Origin of the sequence: Sphingobium amiense (assembly GCF_003967075.1) — a bacterium.
GTDB lineage: Bacteria > Pseudomonadota > Alphaproteobacteria > Sphingomonadales > Sphingomonadaceae > Sphingobium > Sphingobium amiense.
On the sequence record NZ_AP018664.1, the window covers coordinates 281,652 to 299,720 of the forward strand.

Here is an 18,069-nt window from a genome sequence, read left to right on the forward strand (position 1 = left end):
CCCCCCTCCCGCTCGCGGGAGGGAGTCAGGGGGAGTCAGGGGGTGGGTTAAGCGGTGCAAAGGCCCACCCCGCTGCGACTAACGCGCTGCGCGCGTAAGTCTCGCAGCCCCTCCCGCAAGCGGGAGGGGGACATCTGTGTCCACCCCGACCCACAAACCCCGGCCCTAACCCCCGCGATCTGGCTCGCCGATCTCCATGTCCGCGAGCGCCAGCCGCAGCAGTTCCGCCATGGCGTTGCGGGCCGCTGCCGTGTCACGCGCGGCGATGGCGGCGAATACGGCGCGGTGATCGGGCAGGGGGTCGCGGGGCATCAGCTTCTTGCGATGCTTGAACTTGGTGGTCCAGCTTACCGCCGCGCCAACCGAACTCGCCAGCGCCGCCAGCGCGTCATTATGCGTCGCGGCGAGCACGGCGTGGTGGAAACGCTGGTCCGCCGCGCGTCCTTCGGGCGTCGACAGTCCGACCCGCCCCATCTCGCCCAGAGCCGCTTCCATCACCGCAAGCTGATCGTCCGTGCGCCGCCGCGCCGCGAATTCCGCCGCCGCCGGTTCGATGACGCCGCGCAGTTCGAACAGGTCGCGGATGAAGTCGGCGTCCGGCTCGCCCGCGAACATCCACGCCAGCATTTCGGGGTCCAGCACGTTCCAGCGGTGGCGCGGCAGCACGCGCGTGCCCGCCTTGGGCCGGCTTTCCAGCATCCCCTTGGCGATAAGGATGCGCACCGCTTCGCGATAGGCGGTGCGCGATACGCCCAGCCGCTCCGACGCCTCGATCTCGCCTTCGAACAGGTCGCCGGGCCGGTGCCGCCCGGTCAGGATCGCGGTGCCAAGGTCGCGGGCGATGGCCTGATGGATGCGGAGCGCGCCTTCTTCCGGTCCGTCTTTCCGCGCGCTCGTCATGGCCTGTGGTCCCCGCTGCCTCAATCCTCGAACGCTGCCGTAGGACAATGCCGCCCGCAAAGGAAGGCGTCCGCCGCCAGCCGCAGCGGGGCGAGGTCCACGTCGATGGCGCCATCGCCCACCAGATCGACGAAGCGGCGATACATGGCGGGATATTCCTCGTCCGGCGCCTTCACCTGCACTTCGCCGTCGAGGCGGAGCGTGTTGCCGCCTTCCGACAAAAGCAGGCTGCCGCGATCCGTTTCGACCGCGATGTCCCATGTCTGCGGCCCGGTCTGCCGCCAGTCGAACACCGCCGCGACCGGCGCGCCCGACGCGGTCGCCATCTTGAGCGTCGCGCCGATGGGCGCATCCCTGTTCGCGGGCACTTCCAGCATCGCCGACAGCATGGTGACGGGTTCGGGCACGATCTCCGTCAGCATCGACAGCGCGTTGATGCCGGGATCGAACACGCCGAAGCCGCCCGCTTCCCAGATCCACGGCTGGCCCGGATGCCAGTGGCGCACATCCTCGCGCCACTGGATATCGACGCTTTCGATGCGGCGCTCGGCGATCCACGTCTTCGCCTGCGCGACGGCGGCGGCATAGCGGCTGTGCCAGCTCGCATAGAGGGTGACGCCCTGCGCTCTGGCCAGCGAGACCAGCGCGTCCACTTCGGACACGGTCGCGCCCGGCGGCTTTTCGAGGAAGACATGCTTGCCCGCCAGCAGCGCCTGCCGCGCGGCGTGATAGCGGACCTGCGGCGGCTGGCACAGGATCACGGCGTCGAGGCTGCTTTCCCCCGCCAGCATCGCGCCGAGGTCGGGGTAGTTCGCTACCCCGTCCCCCTGCGCGTTGCGGCTGGCGACCGCGACCAGCTCAATGCCGTCCGTCCGTTCGATCGCGGGCAGATGCTGGTCGCGCGCGATCTTGCCGAGGCCGACGAGTCCCGCCCGGATCGTCATGCCGCGACGCTCAGTCTGCCCTCGATCCGGCGCGTCAGACCCCAGGGATTGCCCTCCTGCAACGCGGGCGGCAGCAGCGCGTCGGGCACGTCCTGATAGCAGACGGGGCGCAGGAAGCGCATCATCGCCAGCGTGCCGACCGAGGTCGAGCGCCCGTCGGCGGTGGAGGGGAAGGGGCCGCCATGGACCATCGCGTGCGTCACCTCGACGCCGGTGGGCCAGCCGTTCGTCAGGATGCGCCCGACCTTGCGGCTCAGCGTCGGCAGCAGAGCGGCGGCGTGCGCCTCGTCGCCCGATCCGATCTGGAGCGTGGCGGTAAGCTGGCCTTCCAGACCCGCGATCGTGGCGATCACTTCCTCAATGCTGGCGCAGCGGATGAGGACGGAGGACGATCCGAACACTTCCTCCGCCAGCACGGGATTGCCCTCGAACGTCGCGCGGTCGGTCGCGAAGAAGGCTGCCTGTCCGCGATTGACGCCCTCCGCATCGGTGCCGCGCGCCACGGTGGTCACGCCCTCGGCGCCCGAAAGCGCCGCGACGCCCTTTTCATAGGCGTCGTGGATGCCGGGCGTCAGCATGACCTGCGGCGCGGCGCCCGACAGAGCCTGCGCGGCGGCGGCGACGAAGCTGTCGAGGTCCGGCCCGTCCAGCGCGATGACGAGGCCGGGATTGGTGCAGAACTGCCCCGCGCCCATCGTCAGCGATCCGACGAACGCCGCGCCCAGCGCTTGCGCCCGATCCTTCAGCGCGCCGGGCAGCAGGACGACCGGATTGATCGAGGACATTTCGGCGTAGACGGGGATCGGCTCCTTGCGCTCCGCCGCGATCTTCATGAGCGCGGTGCCGCCGCCGCGCGATCCGGTGAAGCCCACCGCCTTGACGCGCGGATCGGCGACCAGCGCGCCGCCCAGCGAACGGTCCGCGCCCGGCAGGTAGGAAAAGACGCCTTCATGCAGGCCGCACGCCCTGACCGCCGCCTGGATGGCGCGCGCGACCAGTTCGCCGGTGCCGGGGTGGGCGCTGTGGCCCTTGACGATGACGGGCGATCCCGCCGCGAAAGCCGCCGCCGTATCGCCGCCCGCGACCGAGAAGGCGAGCGGGAAGTTGGACGCGCCGAACACCGCGACCGGGCCGACCGAATGGTTGACGCGGCGCAGATCCGCGCGGGGCAGGGGCGCGCGGTCGGGCATGGCGCGGTCGATGGTCGCGTCCAGCCAGTCGCCAAGGCGCACATAGGAAGCGAACAGGCGAAGCTGACTCACGGTGCGGCCGCGTTCGCCCTCCAGCCGGGCACGGGGCAGGCCGGTTTCGGACATGGCGGTTTCGATCAGCAGGTCGCCAATGCCCATGATGTTGTCGGCAGCGGTTTCGAGGAAAGTCGCGCGCGCGTCGGGGGAGAGGGTCGAAAAGCTCTCGAACGCGGCTTCGGCAAGCGCGGCGGCTTCGTCGACCTCGGCGGGCATGGCGCTCGAAAAGGCGACGTCGCCCTTTTCGCCGGTCGCCGGGTTGATCGCGTGGAAGGGCGCGCCGCTGTGGCGCTCGCTCGCGCCGATGAGGATGGCTCCGTTGAACATGGCTGTCTCCTGATGAGGTCCGGAAAGGCGGGGTCGGGCAGCAGATGGCCCGCCGCTCCCCGCCTTTCAATAGATTTTACGGTAGCGCTATCAATGATTGTCGCGGGGCAGGCCCATGGTCTGCGCGATCCGCTGATATTTCTCCGCGCCTTCCAGGATCGCGCCGGTGTTGAGCTGACCCACGACCGACCGCTGGATTTCCTGCCAAGGGGTCTGCGAGGCGGGATAGGGGAAGCCGCCCGCCGCCACCAGTGCGGTCCGGCGCGCCTCCAGTTCCGCGTCGGAAATGAGGACGTTCACGGTCCCGGCCTTCAGGTCCATGCGCACCCGGTCGCCATCCTTCAGCAGCGCAAGGCCGCCCATCGCCGCCGCTTCGGGCGAGGCGTTGAGGATGGATGGGCTTCCGCTCGTGCCAGACTGCCGCCCGTCGCCGATGCAGGGCAGGGCGGACACGCCTTCGGTGATGAGATAGGCGGGCGGGCGCATGTTGACGACTTCCGCCGCGCCGGGATAGCCGATTGGCCCCGCGCCGCGCATGAAGAGCAGCGTGTCGGGCGTGATGCCGGTGGCGGGATCGTCGATGCGGTGGTGATAATCCTCCGGCCCGTCGAACACGATGGCCGGTCCCTCGAACGCATCGGGATCGTCCGGGTTGGACAGGTAGCGCTGGCGGAACTCGTCGCTGATGACGCTGGTCTTCATGACGGCGGCGTCGAACAGATTGCCCGACAGGACGAGGAAGCCCGCTTCTTCCTTCAGCGGCCGGGCGAAGGGGCGGATGACCTTTTCGTCCTCGATCTCCACGCCCCGGCAATTGTCGCCCATGGTCCGGCCGTTGACCGTCATCGCGCCTTCGCGGATCAGACCCTGCTGCATGAGCTGGCTGACGACGGCGGGCACGCCGCCCGCGCGATAATAATCCTCCGCCAGATACTCGCCCGCGGGCTGGAGGTTCACCAGCAGCGGGATCTTGTGCCCCACCGTCTCCCAGTCCTTGAGCGGCACGTCCACGCCCATATGCCGCGCGATGGCGGTCAGGTGGATGGGCGCATTGGTCGATCCGCCGATGGCGCTGTTGACCGCGATGGCGTTGTGGAAGGCGTCCACCGTCATGATGTCGGAGGGTTTCAGATCCTCATGCACCATCTCGACGATGCGCTTGCCGGTCAGATAGGCCGCTTCCTGCCGGTCGCGGTAGGGCGCGGGGATCGCCGCCGATCCGGGCAGCATCATGCCCAGCGCTTCGGCCAAGCTGTTCATCGTGCTCGCCGTGCCCATGGTGTTGCAATAGCCCGTGGAGGGAGCGGAGGAGGCGACCAGCTTGATGAAGCCCTCGTCGTCGATCTTGCCCGCCGCCAGCAGTTGCCGCGCGTGCCAGACGATCGTGCCCGATCCCGTCCGTTCGCCCTTGAACCAGCCGTTCAGCATCGGGCCGACCGACAGGGCGATGGCGGGGATGTTGACCGTCGCCGCCGCCATCAGCAGCGCGGGCGTCGTCTTGTCGCAGCCGGTGGTCAGGATCACGCCGTCGAGCGGATAGCCGTAGATCGCCTCGACAAGGCCCAGATAGGCGAGATTGCGGTCGAGACCGGCGGTGGGCCGCTTGCCCGTCTCCTGAATCGGATGGACCGGAAATTCCAGCGCGATGCCGCCCATTTCGCGAATGCCGTCGCGCATCCGCTCCGCCAGCACCAGATGATTGCGGTTGCAGGGCGAAAGGTCGCTGCCCGTCTGTGCGATGCCGATGATCGGCTTGCCGCTGCGCAGTTCGTCCAGACTGAGGCCGAAATTAAGGTATCGCTCCAGATAGAGCGCCGTCATGTCGATATTGTCCGGGTTATCGAACCAGGCGCGGCTGCGCAATTTCGGGGCGGGATTGGACGAATCGCTCATGAGGCTTCCTGACGCAGAGAGGGTGACGCGATGACGCGCTTGCCATCCCGATATACTCATACAAATTGCATTTCAAGGACCGGATGCGGCTTCTGCCCTGCGGCCGGTCACTTTTGTGACGGGCGTCCCCGACCCGCCGGGTGAGACGATTCGTCCCGCCGCGCCCGCTTGAATTGGCGTCGGCATCGGCGCATGGACCCGTCATGACCCGCGCACCCCGCTCCGCCCCGCCGCGCCCGCTTGCCATTGGCCGCTGGCTGCTGTGCGTCGCCGCTCTCGTCTTCTGCATGGTGGTGGTGGGCGGCATCACGCGCCTTACCGAATCCGGCCTGTCGATCACCCAGTGGAAGCCGATCACCGGCGCGATCCCGCCGCTGACCCACGATCAGTGGATGGAGGCATTCCGCCTTTATCAGCAGATCCCCGAATATCGGGAGATCAATCGCGGCATGAGCCTGTCGGATTTCCAGTTCATCTTCTTCTGGGAATGGGTCCATCGCCTGCTCGGCCGCCTGATCGGCCTCGCCTTTGCGCTGCCGCTCCTCTGGTTCGCGTGGAAGCGCGCGATCCCGCAGGGTTATGGCCTCCGCCTCGTCGCGCTGCTGGCGCTGGGCGGATTGCAGGGCGCGATCGGCTGGTGGATGGTGAAGTCGGGCCTGTCGGTGCGCACCGATGTCAGCCATTATCGCCTCGCGGTCCATCTGCTGACCGCGCTCTTCATCATGGGCGGCCTCATCTGGACCGCGCTCGACCTGTTCGCGCTCGCCCGCTCGCCGCACGCGCGGCCGGCGCGGCTGCGCCCCTTCGCGCTGCTCGTCCTGCTACTGCTGTTCGTGCAACTGATGCTCGGCGCATTCACGGCGGGGCTGGACGCGGGCTATGTGTCGAACACATGGCCGCTGATGAACGATCATCTGGTGCCCGAAGGGATCGACTGGACCGGATCGCTGTGGGCCATGGTGTCGAGCGATCCCTATCTCGTCCATTTCCTCCATCGCTGGTGGGCGTGGGCGGCGGCGGCGGGCCTGTTCATGCTCGCCGCGCGGGCGAAGCGGGCAGGGGAACGCCGTGCTTCCATCGCCATCCACGCCAGCGTCGGCACGCAGATCGCGCTCGGCATCGCGACGGTGGTGAGCGGCATCGCCCTGCCGCTCGCCGTGCTGCATCAGGCGGTGGGCGCGCTGGTGGTCGCGGCGGCGGCCTTCGCGGCTCATGCCGTGGGCGGTCGATCCTCGCCGGATGATGCCTCGTCCATATCCTCAAAATAGACAGAGGTATTATTTTACCCGTCGCGAATCCCGCCGAATCTCTTGACTTGCGCGGCGACTGGAGCCATTAGCGCCCCACTTCCGGGTGTCGGCAACGGCGCCCGGTTCCTTTTTACATTCTGGAGATTGGCACCATGAAGGCGCTGATGAAGACCACCAAGCCGGCGACCCCGGCCACGGTCGAAAAGAAGTGGATTTTGATCGACGCGGAAGGTCTCGTCGTCGGCCGCCTCGCCTCGACCGTCGCGAACATTCTGCGTGGCAAGCACAAGACGTCCTTCACCCCCCACGTCGATTGCGGTGACAATGTCATCATCATCAACGCGGCGAAGGTGAAGTTCACGGGCCGCAAGCTGACCGACAAGGTTTACTACAAGCACACCGGCTATGCCGGCGGCATCAAGGAGACCACGCCCGCCAAGATCCTGGAAGGCCGCTTCCCCGAGCGCGTCCTGGAAAAGGCCGTCGAGCGTATGATCCCCCGTGGTCCGCTGGGCCGCCAGCAGATGCGCAACCTGCGCATCTTCGCGGGCGCCGAGCATGCTCATGAAGCCCAGAACCCCGAAGTGCTCGACTTCGCGTCGCGCAACCGCAAGAACAAGGTGGGTGCATAATGTCCGATAACCGCCAGTCCCTGTCCGACCTCGCGTCGCTGACCACGAACGCTCCTGTCGCCGCCGCTCCGGCTGCCGCTGCCGCGCCGCTCGAAGGCGGCGAAGCGCCCGCCGCTCCGGTTCAGCCCTCGGCCCCGCTGCGCGCGCAGGAAATCGACGGCCTCGGCCGCGCCTACGCCACCGGCCGCCGCAAGGACGCCGTCGCCCGCGTGTGGGTGAAGCCCGGCACCGGCAAGATCACGGTCAACGGCCGCGATCAGGAAATCTATTTCGCCCGTCCGACCCTGCGTCTCGTCATCAACCAGCCCTTCGGCGTGACCGATCGCGTGGGCCAGTATGACGTGATCTGCACCGTCAAGGGCGGTGGCCTTTCGGGTCAGGCCGGCGCGGTCAAGCACGGCATCGCCCAGGCGCTCAGCAAGTATGAACCGGCGCTGCGCAGCGCGGTCAAGGCCGAAGGCTTCCTGACCCGCGACCCCCGCGTCGTCGAGCGCAAGAAGTATGGCAAGGCCAAGGCCCGCCGGAGCTTCCAGTTCTCGAAGCGCTGATCGTTTCGATACCGTTACGAAAAGGGGCCGGTCATCCGGCCCCTTTTTTGTTGCCCGCCCGATTCCGCGTATAGCTGTCTACATCGCTGTCGCTTTATCCGCGTCCTGCGGCACCGCCACCTCGACCGCGCCCGCCGCGATCTTCACCGTCGCGGGCGTCATCGCCAGAACTTCGCCGTCGATGGAGATGCGCTGGCGCGGCTTGGCGTCGATGCGGAAACTGGTGCCCGAAAACTCCTCCGTATTCTTGTCCCGGTCGCGCAGCTTCACAAACTTGGCATACCAGTCCCAGGCGAGCCGAGGCTTGCTGCGTCCCACGACCGCCTGGATGACGATCCTGCCGCTGTCCACATTGGCATGATCGGACAGTTCGACCCCGCCATGATAGGGCCCGTTGAGGATGCGCACCTCGGTCGACCACATGCGCCGCTGCCTCCTGCCATCGTCGATCGTCAGGCGAAAGGCGCGGAACCCTACCGAACATTTCACCGCCCAGATCAGATAGCCCACGCGCCCCAGATAGCGTTTGAGCTTGTGCGGCACCGTCCGCCCGATCATCGGCGACAGGCCGAGCGACGCCGCATTCACGAAATAGTCGCGGTCGATCATCCCCAGATCGACGCGCCGCCGCCTGCCCGTCGCAATCGCCCTGACCGCGCCATCGAGGTCCAGCGGCAGCCCCAGCGTCCGGGCGAAGCTGTTGGCGGTGCCCAGCGGCAGCACGCCGAAAACGACATCCTTGCCCACCAGTTCATCGACGGTGCCGGACATCGACCCGTCGCCCCCGCCCACGATCACCATCGGCGCGCCGTCCGCCACCGCCCGCGCCACGGTCGGCGCCATCTGCTCGGGATCTTCGACCGCATGGGCGGCGATCAGCCGGACGCCCGCCGCCTCCAGCTTCGCCCGCGCGTCCTCGAACTGGTCCTGCCCGCGCCGGCTGTGCGCGTTGACGATCAGCACGGCTTCCTTGGGGAGGGGCTTCGTTTCCATGCCGCAATAACTCTGCCGTGCCGATTAAGGTCCGCGCGGAAACCATCGGCGGACGATTCGTTTCCTTCCCATGGCCCGCATCGCTCATCTGTCCGACATCCACTTCGGCGCGAACGATCCCCGCATCGTCGATGCCGCTACCGCCTGGTTGGAGGAACGCCGCCCCGACCTCGTCGTCATCAGCGGCGACTTCACGCAGCGGGCGCGGGTGGAGCAGTTCCGCGCCGCGTCCGCCTGGCTCAACCGGCTGCGCGCATCGGGCCTGCGCACGCTGGTCGTGCCGGGCAATCACGACATTCCGCTCTATGACGTGATCCGCCGCTTCGCCGCGCCGCTCGACCGCTACGAACGCTATATCAGCAACGTCCTGTGCCCATGGTATGAGGATGAGGAGGTCGCGATCCTCGGCCTGAACACCGCGCGGTCGCTGACGATCAAGGACGGGCGCATCAATCACGCGCAACTGGAACTGCTCCATGAGAAGTTCGCGCCTGTCGCTCCGGCCAAGACCCGCATCCTCGTCACCCACCATCCGCTCTTCGCCATGCCCATCGGCAAGGGGAATGAACTGAGCGAAGCGGTCGGGCGGCATGACGACGCGGTGAAGGCGGTGTGCGAGGCGGGCGTGCATGTCGCGCTCGCCGGTCATTTCCACCGCACCTATGCGGAGACGGCGGACAGGATGGTCGAGCATAGCGGCGGCGCTCTGGTCATTCAGGCGGGCACGGCGACCTCGACCCGCCTGCGCAATGCGGAGCCGCAGAGCTTCAACTGGCTCCACGTCCGGCGGAACAATGAAATGGAATTACAGGTCATCGTCTGGGACGGAACCGCTTTCCGCCGCGCGAGCCATGTCGAATATCGCCGCGAGGATGCGCAATGGAGCCGCCGTGATATGATCGACGCGCCGGTGGTCGGCGCGGTCGAGCCGCGTCGCTTCAGCGCCTAGCTCTTGCCCTTGAGCGCGGCGGCCAGCGAAACGGTCGCGCTTCCCCGGCGGGCGGGTTTGGCCTGACTGGCGTCGGGTTTCCATCCGGACAGGTAGATCACCGCCATGTGCTCCGCCGTCCGTCCGTCCGCGTCAGCCGCATCGGCGAAGTGCTCCGCCGCGCGCATGATCGTCCGGCGGGAGAGGGCAGGCGGCCGCGTCGCCAGCACATTGCCCGCGCCCATGCCTCGGAGGTCATGCATCAGCCGCGCGATGTCGCCATAGCGGATGGTCAGCGTCTCCCCGTCCGCCACCGGCATCGCAAAGCCCGCGCGGCTCAAAAGGTCGCCCGCCGACCGCACGTCCACCTGCGGATGCACATGCTGCCCCGGCCGGTCGCCCTCGGCCGCGAGCAGCGCGGCTTTGAGGCGCGGCAGGCTGCCTCCGCCGCTGAACGCTGCGAGCATCAGCCCGTCGGGCCGCAGGACGCGCCGCATCAGGATGAGCGCGCCGGGCAGGTCGTTGACGCTGTCCAGCGTGCCGCAGGCGATTATCAGGTCGAAGCTCTCGTCGGCGAAGGGCAGGGCGTCCTCATCGACCTGCACCCCGTCCGTCGCCCGCGCCGCCAGAAAGCCCGGATCGGCGCAGGCCACGCGCTTGCCCATCGCCTCCAGCGCGGCCCGCGCGCTGCCATCGGGGCATCCGATCACCAGCGCCTCCGGCAAGGGCCGCTGCACGTCGCGGAGCCGGTCGAGCAGTTCGTCCAGCATCGCGCGATAGAGGAAGTCATGCCCGGCAAAGCGCGGCAGCATCCGGTCGCGCTGGCGGGCGCGGCGGGCGCGGTCGAAAATGTCGGGGCGGTCGTCCATGGCGGGCCTTGTGCAGAAGGCGCGAAGCGGGGACAAGGCCGATCATGCCTCTCGCCCCGCTTCTCAAGGCCGCGCTGCGTACCGCGCTCGATTATGCGCTGCCGCCGCGCTGCCCCGGATGCGGCGTCATCGTGGGGGAGGATCACAGCTTCTGCCTCGATTGCTGGAGCGGCATGGCGTTTCTGGGCGAACCCTGCTGCGCGCGGTGCGGCATTCCCTTCCCGCATGACATGGGGCAGGGCGCGGAGTGCGCGGCCTGTCTCGCCGATCCGCCGCCGTGGGACAGCGCGCGGGCGGTGCTGGCCTATGGCGATGTGGCGCGCAATGTCGCGCTGCGCCTCAAATATGGGCGGCGCGTGGCGCTGGCGGGCCTCATCGCCCGGCAGATGCAGCGCCATGCCCTGCGACTGGAAGGGGCGCCCGTGATCGTCCCCGTGCCGCTCCACCGCTGGCGGCTCTGGTGGCGGGGCTTCAATCAGGCGGCGCTGATCGCCGATCATCTGGGGCGGCTGACGGGATGGCCGGTCGACCGGCACGCGCTGCGGCGCATCCGCCGCACCCGGCCTTTGCGCGCCATGAAGCCCGCCGCCCGCGCCCGCGCGGTGAAGGGTGCCTTCGCGCTGGAAGAGGGGCACGCGCTGGCGGGCCGCCCGGTGCTCCTGATCGACGATGTGCACACCAGCGGCGCGACCGCCGCCGCCTGCGCGCGGGCCTTGCGGCAGGGCGGCGCGAGCGAAGTCCACCTGCTCTGCTGGGCGCGCGTGGTGCCGGGCGACCATGGGGCCGATTGACAAAGCCGCGCGTTCACCCAATTTGCGGGCAAAGGAGCATCGCATGGCGAATGTCGAAATCTATACAAAGGCGTGGTGTGGATATTGCGCCCGCGCCAAGAAGCTGCTCGACAGCAAGGGCATCGACTATCAGGATTATGACATCACGATGGGCGGCCCGAAGCGCGAGGAAATGCTGGAGCGCGCGCCGGGCCGCACCACCGTGCCGCAGATCTTCATCGACGGACGCCATGTCGGCGGCAGCGACGACCTGATGCAGCTCGACCGCGAGGGCAGGCTGGACGAGCTGCTCGCCGGGTGACGCAGATGCGCGCCGCGATCTTCCAGATGACGAGCGGAGTCGATCCCGCCCGCAACGCCGCGGCCATCGTGGAGATGGTCGCGCGCGCGAAGGGCGAGGGCGCGGACATGCTCTTCACGCCCGAGATGGCGGGCTGCCTCGACCGCGACCGTGCGCGGGCGGCGGCCACCATGCGCGGCGAGGCGGACGATCCGGTGCTCGCCGCCGTGCGCGAAGCCGCCGCGCGCGAGGGGCTTTGGGTTCATCTGGGATCGCTGCCCCTGAAAGGCGAGCGGGCGGACGGTCGCCTTGCCAACCGCAGCTTCCTGATCGACGGCAGCGGCGAAATCCGCGCCCGTTACGACAAGATCCATCTGTTCGACGTCGATCTGGCCACCGGGGAAAGCTGGCGCGAATCGTCCGTCTACGGGCCGGGAGAACGGGTGGTCGCCGCCGATACGCCATGGGGGCGGATGGGCTTTTCCATCTGTTACGACATGCGGTTTCCCGACCTTTATCGCGCGCTGACCAATGCGGGCGCGACGATCGTGCTCGCGCCAGCGGCCTTCACCGTGCCCACGGGCCGCGCGCACTGGCACGTCCTGCTGCGCGCCCGCGCGATCGAGGCGGGCTGCTTCGTCATCGCCGCCGCGCAGAGCGGCGCGCATGAGGATGGGCGCACCACTTACGGCCACAGCCTCGTCGTCGATCCATGGGGCGAGGTGCTGCTCGACATGGGCGAGGGGGAGGGGCTTGGCCTTGCCGATCTCGACCTCGCGCGCATAGAGGATGTGCGCAGCCGCGTGCCCGCCATCGCCAACCGCCGCCCTATTCCCGAGGACGTGACAATCCCGTGATCGTGTTCGACCTGAAATGCAGCGGCCATGGCCATGTGTTCGAAGCATGGTTCGGTTCCAGCACGGACTATGAGGACCAGCGCGAACGCGGCCTCATCGCCTGCCCGATGTGCGGCGACACGTCCGTCGCCAAGGCGGTGATGGCCCCCGCCGTCGCGCCCAAGGGCAACAGCCGCGCCGTTGCCCGCCGCGCCGAAGGAGAGTCCGCTCCGGTCGCCGCCAACGCCCCGGACCCCGCCAAACTCCAAGCGATGATGGAAGCGCTCCGCACCGCGCAGGCGAAGGCGCTGGAAGGATCGACCTGGGTCGGGCGCGGCTTTGCCGAGCAGGCGCGGGCGATGCATTATGGCGAGCAGGACCGCGCCAGCATCCATGGCGAAGTCGCTCCCGCCGAGGCGAAAGCGCTGATCGAGGAAGGCGTCGAAGTCGCGCCTCTGCCTCTCCCGGTGGTGCCGCCACAGTTCAAGAATTGACCGGCACGATCAGGCGCAATAGAGCGCGTGACGGCATGCGCCCATAGCTCAGCAGGATAGAGCGTCGGATTCCTAATCCGAAGGCCACAGGTTCGAATCCTGTTGGGCGCACCACATGTTTCTGCCCTCAGACGCAGGACGGCCGCATCCGGGCGCACCATTTCGCGGCGCGTCGTCATCCGCCCCGGCGCTTCCGGGCGCCCGTCATTCGGTTATTTCGACGATCGCGCCTGTTTTCCATGCGGCCTGCCGGTCCTGCCACTGCTGGCCTTTCGCCGCATCGTCCGCGTTGGCGAAGCGGATCGAGTAGCGCGGATCTTTGGCGAGGCGCTCCGATCCGTCGCGAAGCGCCAGCAGGATCTCATATTCGCCGGCGGGCAGATCGGCCTCGATCGGCAACTGAAGCGCGACCTCCTTCGACGATCCGGGCAGCCATGTGCGGACATCGCCGCGCGGCGCGCCATATTCGCGCGTCTTTCCTGTCTTGCGGTTCTGGAGGATGATGCTGAGCCGCTTTGCCGCATAGAGCGGCGCCCAGCCGCTGTTGCGGAGGCTGAGGGTCAGCGGCATGACGGAGTTGCGGCGCGCGGTCCGCGCGAATGCAAGGCCGGTCAGCGAAATGCGATAGCCCATGCTGGCGCGCACCGTGTCAAGGCATCCCCCCGCCTGCCACCGGTCGTGAAACAGCGGCCGGTAATAGCCGTCATTGAGGTAGGTGAGGCCGAACATCGCGCCTTCGCGGACGATCGCTTCGCACGACGATCGCGGCGTGGGGTTCTCGGCGGCAAGCGGATTGCAGGTTTCGCCGCCGAACGGACCGGCGCGGCCCAGATCCGCCATCGCGCGCCGCGCCTTTTCGCGCTCGGCGGGGTCTTCGGAATAGGTGCCGACATCGGTGTCGCTGGCAAGGAAGCAGTCATTATGAAAGCCGATCCTTATGCCCTTGGCCAGAGCCGCGCCGAGACCGCCCTCGGCCGCCAGGAACTCGGTGATGTAGGCGGGATAGCGGAACTGCACCGCCTGTCCGTGCGGAGCGGCGGCAAGCAGCGCCTTCATCAGCGCCGCGCGATGCGCGGGAGAGGCGAGGTCGTTCGAGGATGTATGCCATTCTCCCCACGCGCCGACATAGCCCGCCTGGAGGAAGGCGATGACGTCCTCATTCTCCGCAAAGACGCCCTGAAGCTGCGCGATATGATCAAGGACGCGTTGGAATGAAGCATCCTGGGCCTTGGCATAGTCGGTCTCGCCTGCGGGATAGTTATAGATCGGCCGCACGATCAGCTTGATCCCGCCGCGCCGCGCATTGGCGAAACCCTGACCGATCTTCCGCAGAAAGCTGTCCGGCAGAGGGGCGTCGCGATAGGCCGACAGGTCTACCCGGACATAGATCAGCCGATAACCCTGCGCGAAGGCCGCCTGTGCTTCCTCGATGCCGAGTTCCTGAAGGGGGACGGTCGCCGAGCGGTAAAAGCCGCGTTCCGGATTGGGGTGGGCGCCGTCATCCGCCGTGAAGGTGATCTTCGTTGCATCGGGCAAGGATTCGCTCGCCGCGCCGGATGGGGCCGGCCCGGTGAGGCACAGGATGGCCCCGGCGGACAGCAGGCTTTTCCAGCGGATTGATGAAAAGATAGGAAACGAAACTTGCATACCCGATCCTCCCAAATAGTCGCGAAACGCCGCGCGCATAGGCGGCTTTAGGCGCAAAAATGCCGATCCCGCAACTTTCCTTTTTTTTCCTTTGACAAATTATCATATATTTGCGATTTCCGCTGAAGGCCGGGCTGGCGGGAGGAGATCCGGGCCGCAGGCAGGCGATCTTGAACCTTGGGAGGGGGAGTAGGCATGTCGGAACAGCGTAGCGTCGGTGGCAAGATCGGCATGGGCGTCCGCCTCTCGAAGCAGGAGGCGGCCCGGCGCGCGCTCATGCTTGGCGGGTCGATCATCGCCGCGCTCACCGCGCTTCCCGCGTTCGCGCAGGCTCCGGCGGCTGACGAGGCCGCAGGGGTCGCTGCCCCGGAAGTGGCGGAAAAGCCCGCCGATCAGGGCACGATCATCGTGACCGGCATCCGGCAGAGCCTGAAAAAAGCGCAGGAGATCAAGCGCGCCGCTCCAACCGTGGTCGATGTCATCACCGCCGACGATATCGGCTCGCTGCCCGACCGTTCGATCAACGAAGCGCTTCAGCGTGTTCCGGGCGTGGCGATCAACCGCTTCGCCGCGCCCAATGACTCGGCGCATTTCTCGGTGCAGGGTTCGGGCGTTACGGTCCGTGGCCTCAACTATGTGCGCAGCGAATTTAACGGCCGCGACGCCTTTTCGGCATCGGGCGGGCGTGAGCTCGGGTTCGACGATGTCCCGGCGGAACTTGCAGGGTCGGTCAACGTCTACAAGAACCTGACCGCCGACATGGTGGAAGGCGGGATTGCGGGCACGGTCAGCATCAACACGCGCAAGCCCTTCGATTCCGCCAAGCGGCTCATCTTCCTGTCCGCCGGCGTCAATTATGGCGACATCGCCGAAAAATCCGCCCCGGCGTTCGTAGGCCTGTTCAGCAATCAGTGGAATCTTGCGTCGGGCGGCCGGATCGGCTTTCTTGTGGGCGGCAGCTATTCGAAACAATATAGCCGCGCGGACTCGATCTTCCTCAACGGATTTCAGCCACGCTTCAATGCGCCGTTCGATGCCGATGGCTCCACCTGCTCGGTCGGCCGGATCATCAACCCCGGCCAGCCTTACGCGCTGCGGGTCTGCGACAATTTCCCGACTCCGGCGGGCTTCGATCAGGTCTATACGCCGCTCGGCGCGGGATTCCGCTCGCAGGATTTCGACCGGTCACGCCAGAGCATCAACGCATCGCTTCAGTATGAAAATGCCGGCGGCAACCTGATGGTCACGGCGGAATATATCCGCTCCCGCTTCAGCGAACGCTGGACCGAGCGGACCATCGAGAGCGACAACTGGTTTCCCGACGCGGGCATGATCTATCCGGCGGGCTATCTCGATCAGGAAGGCTATCCCCACGATCCCAACGCCAATTTCATGTATGACGACAATGGCGTCTTTAAATCCGGCACGCTCGTCCACAGCGGCGGACGGCCCGGCTATGGCTGCACGGCGCCCGACGGTTCGAGTTCATGGTGCGAATATAACCAGTTCATTCCGGGCGGCATCTTCACCAAGCTGTCGAACCGAACCGCCTACAACAAGGTGACGGCGCAGGACGCTTCCCTTAACGTCAAATGGTCGCCGACCGACCGGCTGCACATCGCGATCGACGGTCAATATGCGACATCGCGCGTGACCAATGCGGACGACGCGATCAATTTCAATACGCTTACCAACATGTCGATCGACCTGACCGGCAAATATCCCGACGTGCAGTTCGTGACGCCCGGTTTCGATCCGGCGACCTATATCGCTGACGGCAACGCGACCTATTATCGTTCGGCGGTCGAAAATCGCGGGATCAACGATGGCGACGAATATTCGCTGCGCGCCGATCTCACCTACGATTTTTCGGAAGACAGCTTCCTGCGCGAAATCCGCGTCGGCGCCCGCCATGCCAAGCGCCAGCAGACCGTCCGCACCAACGAGTTCAACAACTGGGGCGCGCTGTCGGAAACATGGATCGACGGCGGTCCGCGCTTCGTCAGCACGACGCCGGGCGATCTTCAGTTCTACGACTTCCCCGGATTTTTCCATGGCGACGTGAAGCAGCCCGCGGGCGCGCTGTTCATGCGCGATTCCATCCTTGAGAAGCCCGGCGCGCTCATCGACTATGCACGCTCGATCGCCGCCCCCGGCTTCTTCCAGCCGATCGAGGATCGCGGGACAAACCTTATCAAGGGCTATTTCCTGCCGAGCGAGGTCTATCCGAATAGCGAGACCACATGGGCAGCTTATGCTTCGGTGAAGTTCGGCACCGATCTTGGCACCATGAAGCTGTCCGGTAATATCGGCGTCCGCTATGTGCGCACGATCGACAAGTCGTCCGGCGCGATCAATTTTGCGCCGCCGGATCAGGTCATCCCCGATAGCTTCAAAGGCAATTTTGCTAACTATTGCACAGACATTGCCAATCAGCCGAATGGCCAGATCCCGGCGCTCTGCGGTCCGGGGGTGACGCCCCAGCAGCAGCAGGCGGCGCTCGCCTTCGCCAATGGTGCATCGCTGGGCAATGTGGCCAACAACAAGTTCGATCACTGGCTGCCTTCGCTCAACGTCCGGCTCGATGCGACTGACAAGCTGCTCTTCCGGTTCGCGGCGTCCAAGGCGATTTCGCGGCCCGAGTTCAGCAAGCTGCGCAATTATGTCGGCCTGACCTTCAACAACCAGACGGGTGGATTCACCGCGCGGGCGGACAATCCCTATCTTCGTCCGGTCGAAGCGTGGCAGTTCGACCTGACGGCGGAATGGTATTTCGCGCCGGTCGGTTCGCTGACCCTCGCGCTCTTTTACAAGGATCTCGACAAGGTCATCGTGTCGAACCAGGAATATACCCGCAACCTGACGAACAACGGCGTGACGCTGCCCGTGACGGTCAGCGGGCCGGCCAATTCCACCGGGCATACCAAGATCAAGGGCGCGGAAGTCGCCTATCAGCAGACGTTCGATTTCCTGCCCGGCGTCCTCAAAGGTTTCGGCACGCAATTATCCTATACCTATATCGACGTGGGCAAGATCGTGATCGGCCCGCCCGCCTATGCGCCGTCGAATAATCTGGTCGAAACGGGCAACCAGCCGACGATCGACATCACAGGGCTTTACGAAAATCTGCCGCTCGAAGGCCTGTCGCGGCATAATTTCAACGCGGCCCTCTTCTATCAGGGCAGCGCGCTGCAGGCGCGGGTCGCCTATAGCTGGCGCTCGCGCTTCCTGCTGACACGCCTCGATTGCTGCTTCCCGTTCGGGCCGGTCTATAATGAGGCGAGTGGCCAGATGGACGCGTCCATCGCCTATGACGTGACGTCCGCGCTGAAATTCGTGCTGGAGGCCCAGAACCTGCTCGACACGACGCTCAAGACCTCTTTCGCGCTCAACGGTCAGGGTCTGCGGACGCCGCGTTCCTGGTTCAAGAACGACCGTCAGTTCGCGCTGACGGCCCGGTTGAAGTTCTGAAAAATGCACGGCGCGGGGG

Annotated in this window: 16 protein-coding genes and 1 tRNA gene; 10 read left to right on the forward strand and 7 right to left on the reverse strand. The window is 66.6% G+C overall.

Features of this window, described 5'->3' with window-relative positions; all coding sequences use genetic code 11:
- Positions 1-165: 165 nt before the first annotated feature.
- The 4 genes from SAMIE_RS01340 to SAMIE_RS01355 form a co-directional block, all read right to left on the reverse strand.
- Positions 166-900 carry a FadR/GntR family transcriptional regulator gene (locus tag SAMIE_RS01340; RefSeq protein WP_066700868.1) on the reverse strand — a complete coding sequence of 245 codons (735 nt, stop codon included), beginning with the start codon at positions 898-900 and terminating at the stop codon, positions 166-168.
- A 20-nt stretch (positions 901-920) separates the two neighbouring features.
- Positions 921-1,844 (reverse strand): Gfo/Idh/MocA family protein, encoded by a 924-nt coding sequence (locus SAMIE_RS01345; RefSeq protein ID WP_066700867.1) that lies wholly within the window; start codon positions 1,842-1,844, stop codon positions 921-923.
- Positions 1,841-3,418: an aldehyde dehydrogenase (NADP(+)) gene (locus SAMIE_RS01350; RefSeq protein ID WP_066700866.1), complete on the reverse strand. Its 1,578-nt coding sequence runs from the start codon at positions 3,416-3,418 to the stop codon at positions 1,841-1,843. Before SAMIE_RS01350 ends, SAMIE_RS01345 begins: the two co-directional genes overlap by 4 nt.
- A gap of 90 nt (positions 3,419-3,508) precedes the next feature.
- Positions 3,509-5,311, reverse strand: coding sequence for an IlvD/Edd family dehydratase (locus SAMIE_RS01355; protein WP_066700865.1), 1,803 nt, complete (start codon positions 5,309-5,311; stop codon positions 3,509-3,511).
- Between the two features lie 203 nt (positions 5,312-5,514).
- On the opposite strand from SAMIE_RS01355, the gene SAMIE_RS01360 reads away from it, so the two are divergent.
- From SAMIE_RS01360 to rpsI, 3 genes are all read left to right on the forward strand, one after another.
- On the forward strand, positions 5,515-6,579 hold the full coding sequence (locus SAMIE_RS01360; RefSeq protein ID WP_066700864.1) for a COX15/CtaA family protein: 1,065 nt from the start codon (positions 5,515-5,517) through the stop codon (positions 6,577-6,579).
- 134 nt (positions 6,580-6,713) lie between these two features.
- Entirely contained in the window at positions 6,714-7,193 is a 480-nt protein-coding gene (gene rplM / locus SAMIE_RS01365; RefSeq protein ID WP_083952500.1) for a 50S ribosomal protein L13, read from the forward strand.
- Complete coding sequence (gene rpsI, locus SAMIE_RS01370) at positions 7,193-7,741, forward strand: 30S ribosomal protein S9 (protein WP_083952499.1); 549 nt, start codon at positions 7,193-7,195, stop codon at positions 7,739-7,741. The genes rplM and rpsI overlap by 1 nt, the downstream gene beginning before the upstream one ends.
- Positions 7,742-7,819: 78 nt before the next feature.
- Here rpsI and SAMIE_RS01375 read toward each other — a convergent pair whose 3' ends face one another.
- Entirely contained in the window at positions 7,820-8,734 is a 915-nt protein-coding gene (locus SAMIE_RS01375; protein WP_066700863.1) for a diacylglycerol/lipid kinase family protein, read from the reverse strand.
- Between the two features lie 70 nt (positions 8,735-8,804).
- Here SAMIE_RS01375 and SAMIE_RS01380 point away from each other — a divergent pair, with 70 nt between their 5' ends.
- A complete protein-coding gene (locus tag SAMIE_RS01380; protein WP_066700862.1) occupies positions 8,805-9,683 on the forward strand; it encodes a metallophosphoesterase family protein in 879 nt (292 codons plus the stop codon).
- Here SAMIE_RS01380 and SAMIE_RS01385 read toward each other — a convergent pair.
- Positions 9,680-10,531 carry a class I SAM-dependent methyltransferase gene (locus tag SAMIE_RS01385; protein ID WP_066700861.1) on the reverse strand — a complete coding sequence of 284 codons (852 nt, stop codon included), beginning with the start codon at positions 10,529-10,531 and terminating at the stop codon, positions 9,680-9,682. The genes SAMIE_RS01380 and SAMIE_RS01385 overlap by 4 nt on opposite strands.
- 41 nt (positions 10,532-10,572) lie before the next feature.
- On the opposite strand from SAMIE_RS01385, the gene SAMIE_RS01390 reads away from it, so the two are divergent.
- From SAMIE_RS01390 to SAMIE_RS01410, 5 genes are all read left to right on the forward strand, one after another.
- Positions 10,573-11,322 carry a ComF family protein gene (locus SAMIE_RS01390; protein WP_066700881.1) on the forward strand — a complete coding sequence of 250 codons (750 nt, stop codon included), beginning with the start codon at positions 10,573-10,575 and terminating at the stop codon, positions 11,320-11,322.
- Positions 11,323-11,365: 43 nt separating this feature from the next.
- Positions 11,366-11,623, forward strand: a complete 258-nt coding sequence (gene grxC / locus SAMIE_RS01395) for a glutaredoxin 3 (RefSeq protein ID WP_066700860.1) — start codon at positions 11,366-11,368, stop codon at positions 11,621-11,623.
- Between the two features lie 5 nt (positions 11,624-11,628).
- Entirely contained in the window at positions 11,629-12,459 is an 831-nt protein-coding gene (locus SAMIE_RS01400) for a carbon-nitrogen hydrolase family protein (protein ID WP_066700880.1), read from the forward strand.
- Positions 12,456-12,932, forward strand: a complete 477-nt coding sequence (locus SAMIE_RS01405) for a DUF1178 family protein (protein ID WP_066700859.1) — start codon at positions 12,456-12,458, stop codon at positions 12,930-12,932. The genes SAMIE_RS01400 and SAMIE_RS01405 overlap by 4 nt, the downstream gene beginning before the upstream one ends.
- 37 nt (positions 12,933-12,969) lie before the next feature.
- Positions 12,970-13,046 (forward strand) — tRNA-Arg (locus SAMIE_RS01410).
- Between the two features lie 90 nt (positions 13,047-13,136).
- Here the strand turns inward: SAMIE_RS01410 and SAMIE_RS01415 are convergent.
- Positions 13,137-14,579, reverse strand: coding sequence for a DUF4832 domain-containing protein (locus tag SAMIE_RS01415; protein WP_066700858.1), 1,443 nt, complete (start codon positions 14,577-14,579; stop codon positions 13,137-13,139).
- A gap of 195 nt (positions 14,580-14,774) precedes the next feature.
- On the opposite strand from SAMIE_RS01415, the gene SAMIE_RS01420 reads away from it, so the two are divergent.
- Positions 14,775-18,050: a TonB-dependent receptor gene (locus SAMIE_RS01420; RefSeq protein ID WP_066700857.1), complete on the forward strand. Its 3,276-nt coding sequence runs from the start codon at positions 14,775-14,777 to the stop codon at positions 18,048-18,050.
- Positions 18,051-18,069 lie beyond the last annotated feature (19 nt).

Bases quoted from the DNA above. Each gene is read 5' to 3' on its own strand.
- SAMIE_RS01385 (WP_066700861.1), bottom strand. From the start codon at position 10,531: ATGGACGACCGCCCCGACATTTTCGACCGCGCCCGCCGCGCCCGCCAG.
- SAMIE_RS01360 (WP_066700864.1), top strand. From the start codon at position 5,515: ATGACCCGCGCACCCCGCTCCGCCCCGCCGCGCCCGCTTGCCATTGGC.
- SAMIE_RS01375 (WP_066700863.1), bottom strand. From the start codon at position 8,734: ATGGAAACGAAGCCCCTCCCCAAGGAAGCCGTGCTGATCGTCAACGCG.
- rplM (WP_083952500.1), top strand. From the start codon at position 6,714: ATGAAGGCGCTGATGAAGACCACCAAGCCGGCGACCCCGGCCACGGTC.
- SAMIE_RS01355 (WP_066700865.1), bottom strand. From the start codon at position 5,311: ATGAGCGATTCGTCCAATCCCGCCCCGAAATTGCGCAGCCGCGCCTGG.
- SAMIE_RS01380 (WP_066700862.1), top strand. From the start codon at position 8,805: ATGGCCCGCATCGCTCATCTGTCCGACATCCACTTCGGCGCGAACGAT.
- SAMIE_RS01415 (WP_066700858.1), bottom strand. From the start codon at position 14,579: ATGCAAGTTTCGTTTCCTATCTTTTCATCAATCCGCTGGAAAAGCCTG.
- SAMIE_RS01420 (WP_066700857.1), top strand. From the start codon at position 14,775: ATGTCGGAACAGCGTAGCGTCGGTGGCAAGATCGGCATGGGCGTCCGC.
- SAMIE_RS01345 (WP_066700867.1), bottom strand. From the start codon at position 1,844: ATGACGATCCGGGCGGGACTCGTCGGCCTCGGCAAGATCGCGCGCGAC.
- SAMIE_RS01400 (WP_066700880.1), top strand. From the start codon at position 11,629: ATGCGCGCCGCGATCTTCCAGATGACGAGCGGAGTCGATCCCGCCCGC.
- grxC (WP_066700860.1), top strand. From the start codon at position 11,366: ATGGCGAATGTCGAAATCTATACAAAGGCGTGGTGTGGATATTGCGCC.
- SAMIE_RS01350 (WP_066700866.1), bottom strand. From the start codon at position 3,418: ATGTTCAACGGAGCCATCCTCATCGGCGCGAGCGAGCGCCACAGCGGC.
- rpsI (WP_083952499.1), top strand. From the start codon at position 7,193: ATGTCCGATAACCGCCAGTCCCTGTCCGACCTCGCGTCGCTGACCACG.
- SAMIE_RS01340 (WP_066700868.1), bottom strand. From the start codon at position 900: ATGACGAGCGCGCGGAAAGACGGACCGGAAGAAGGCGCGCTCCGCATC.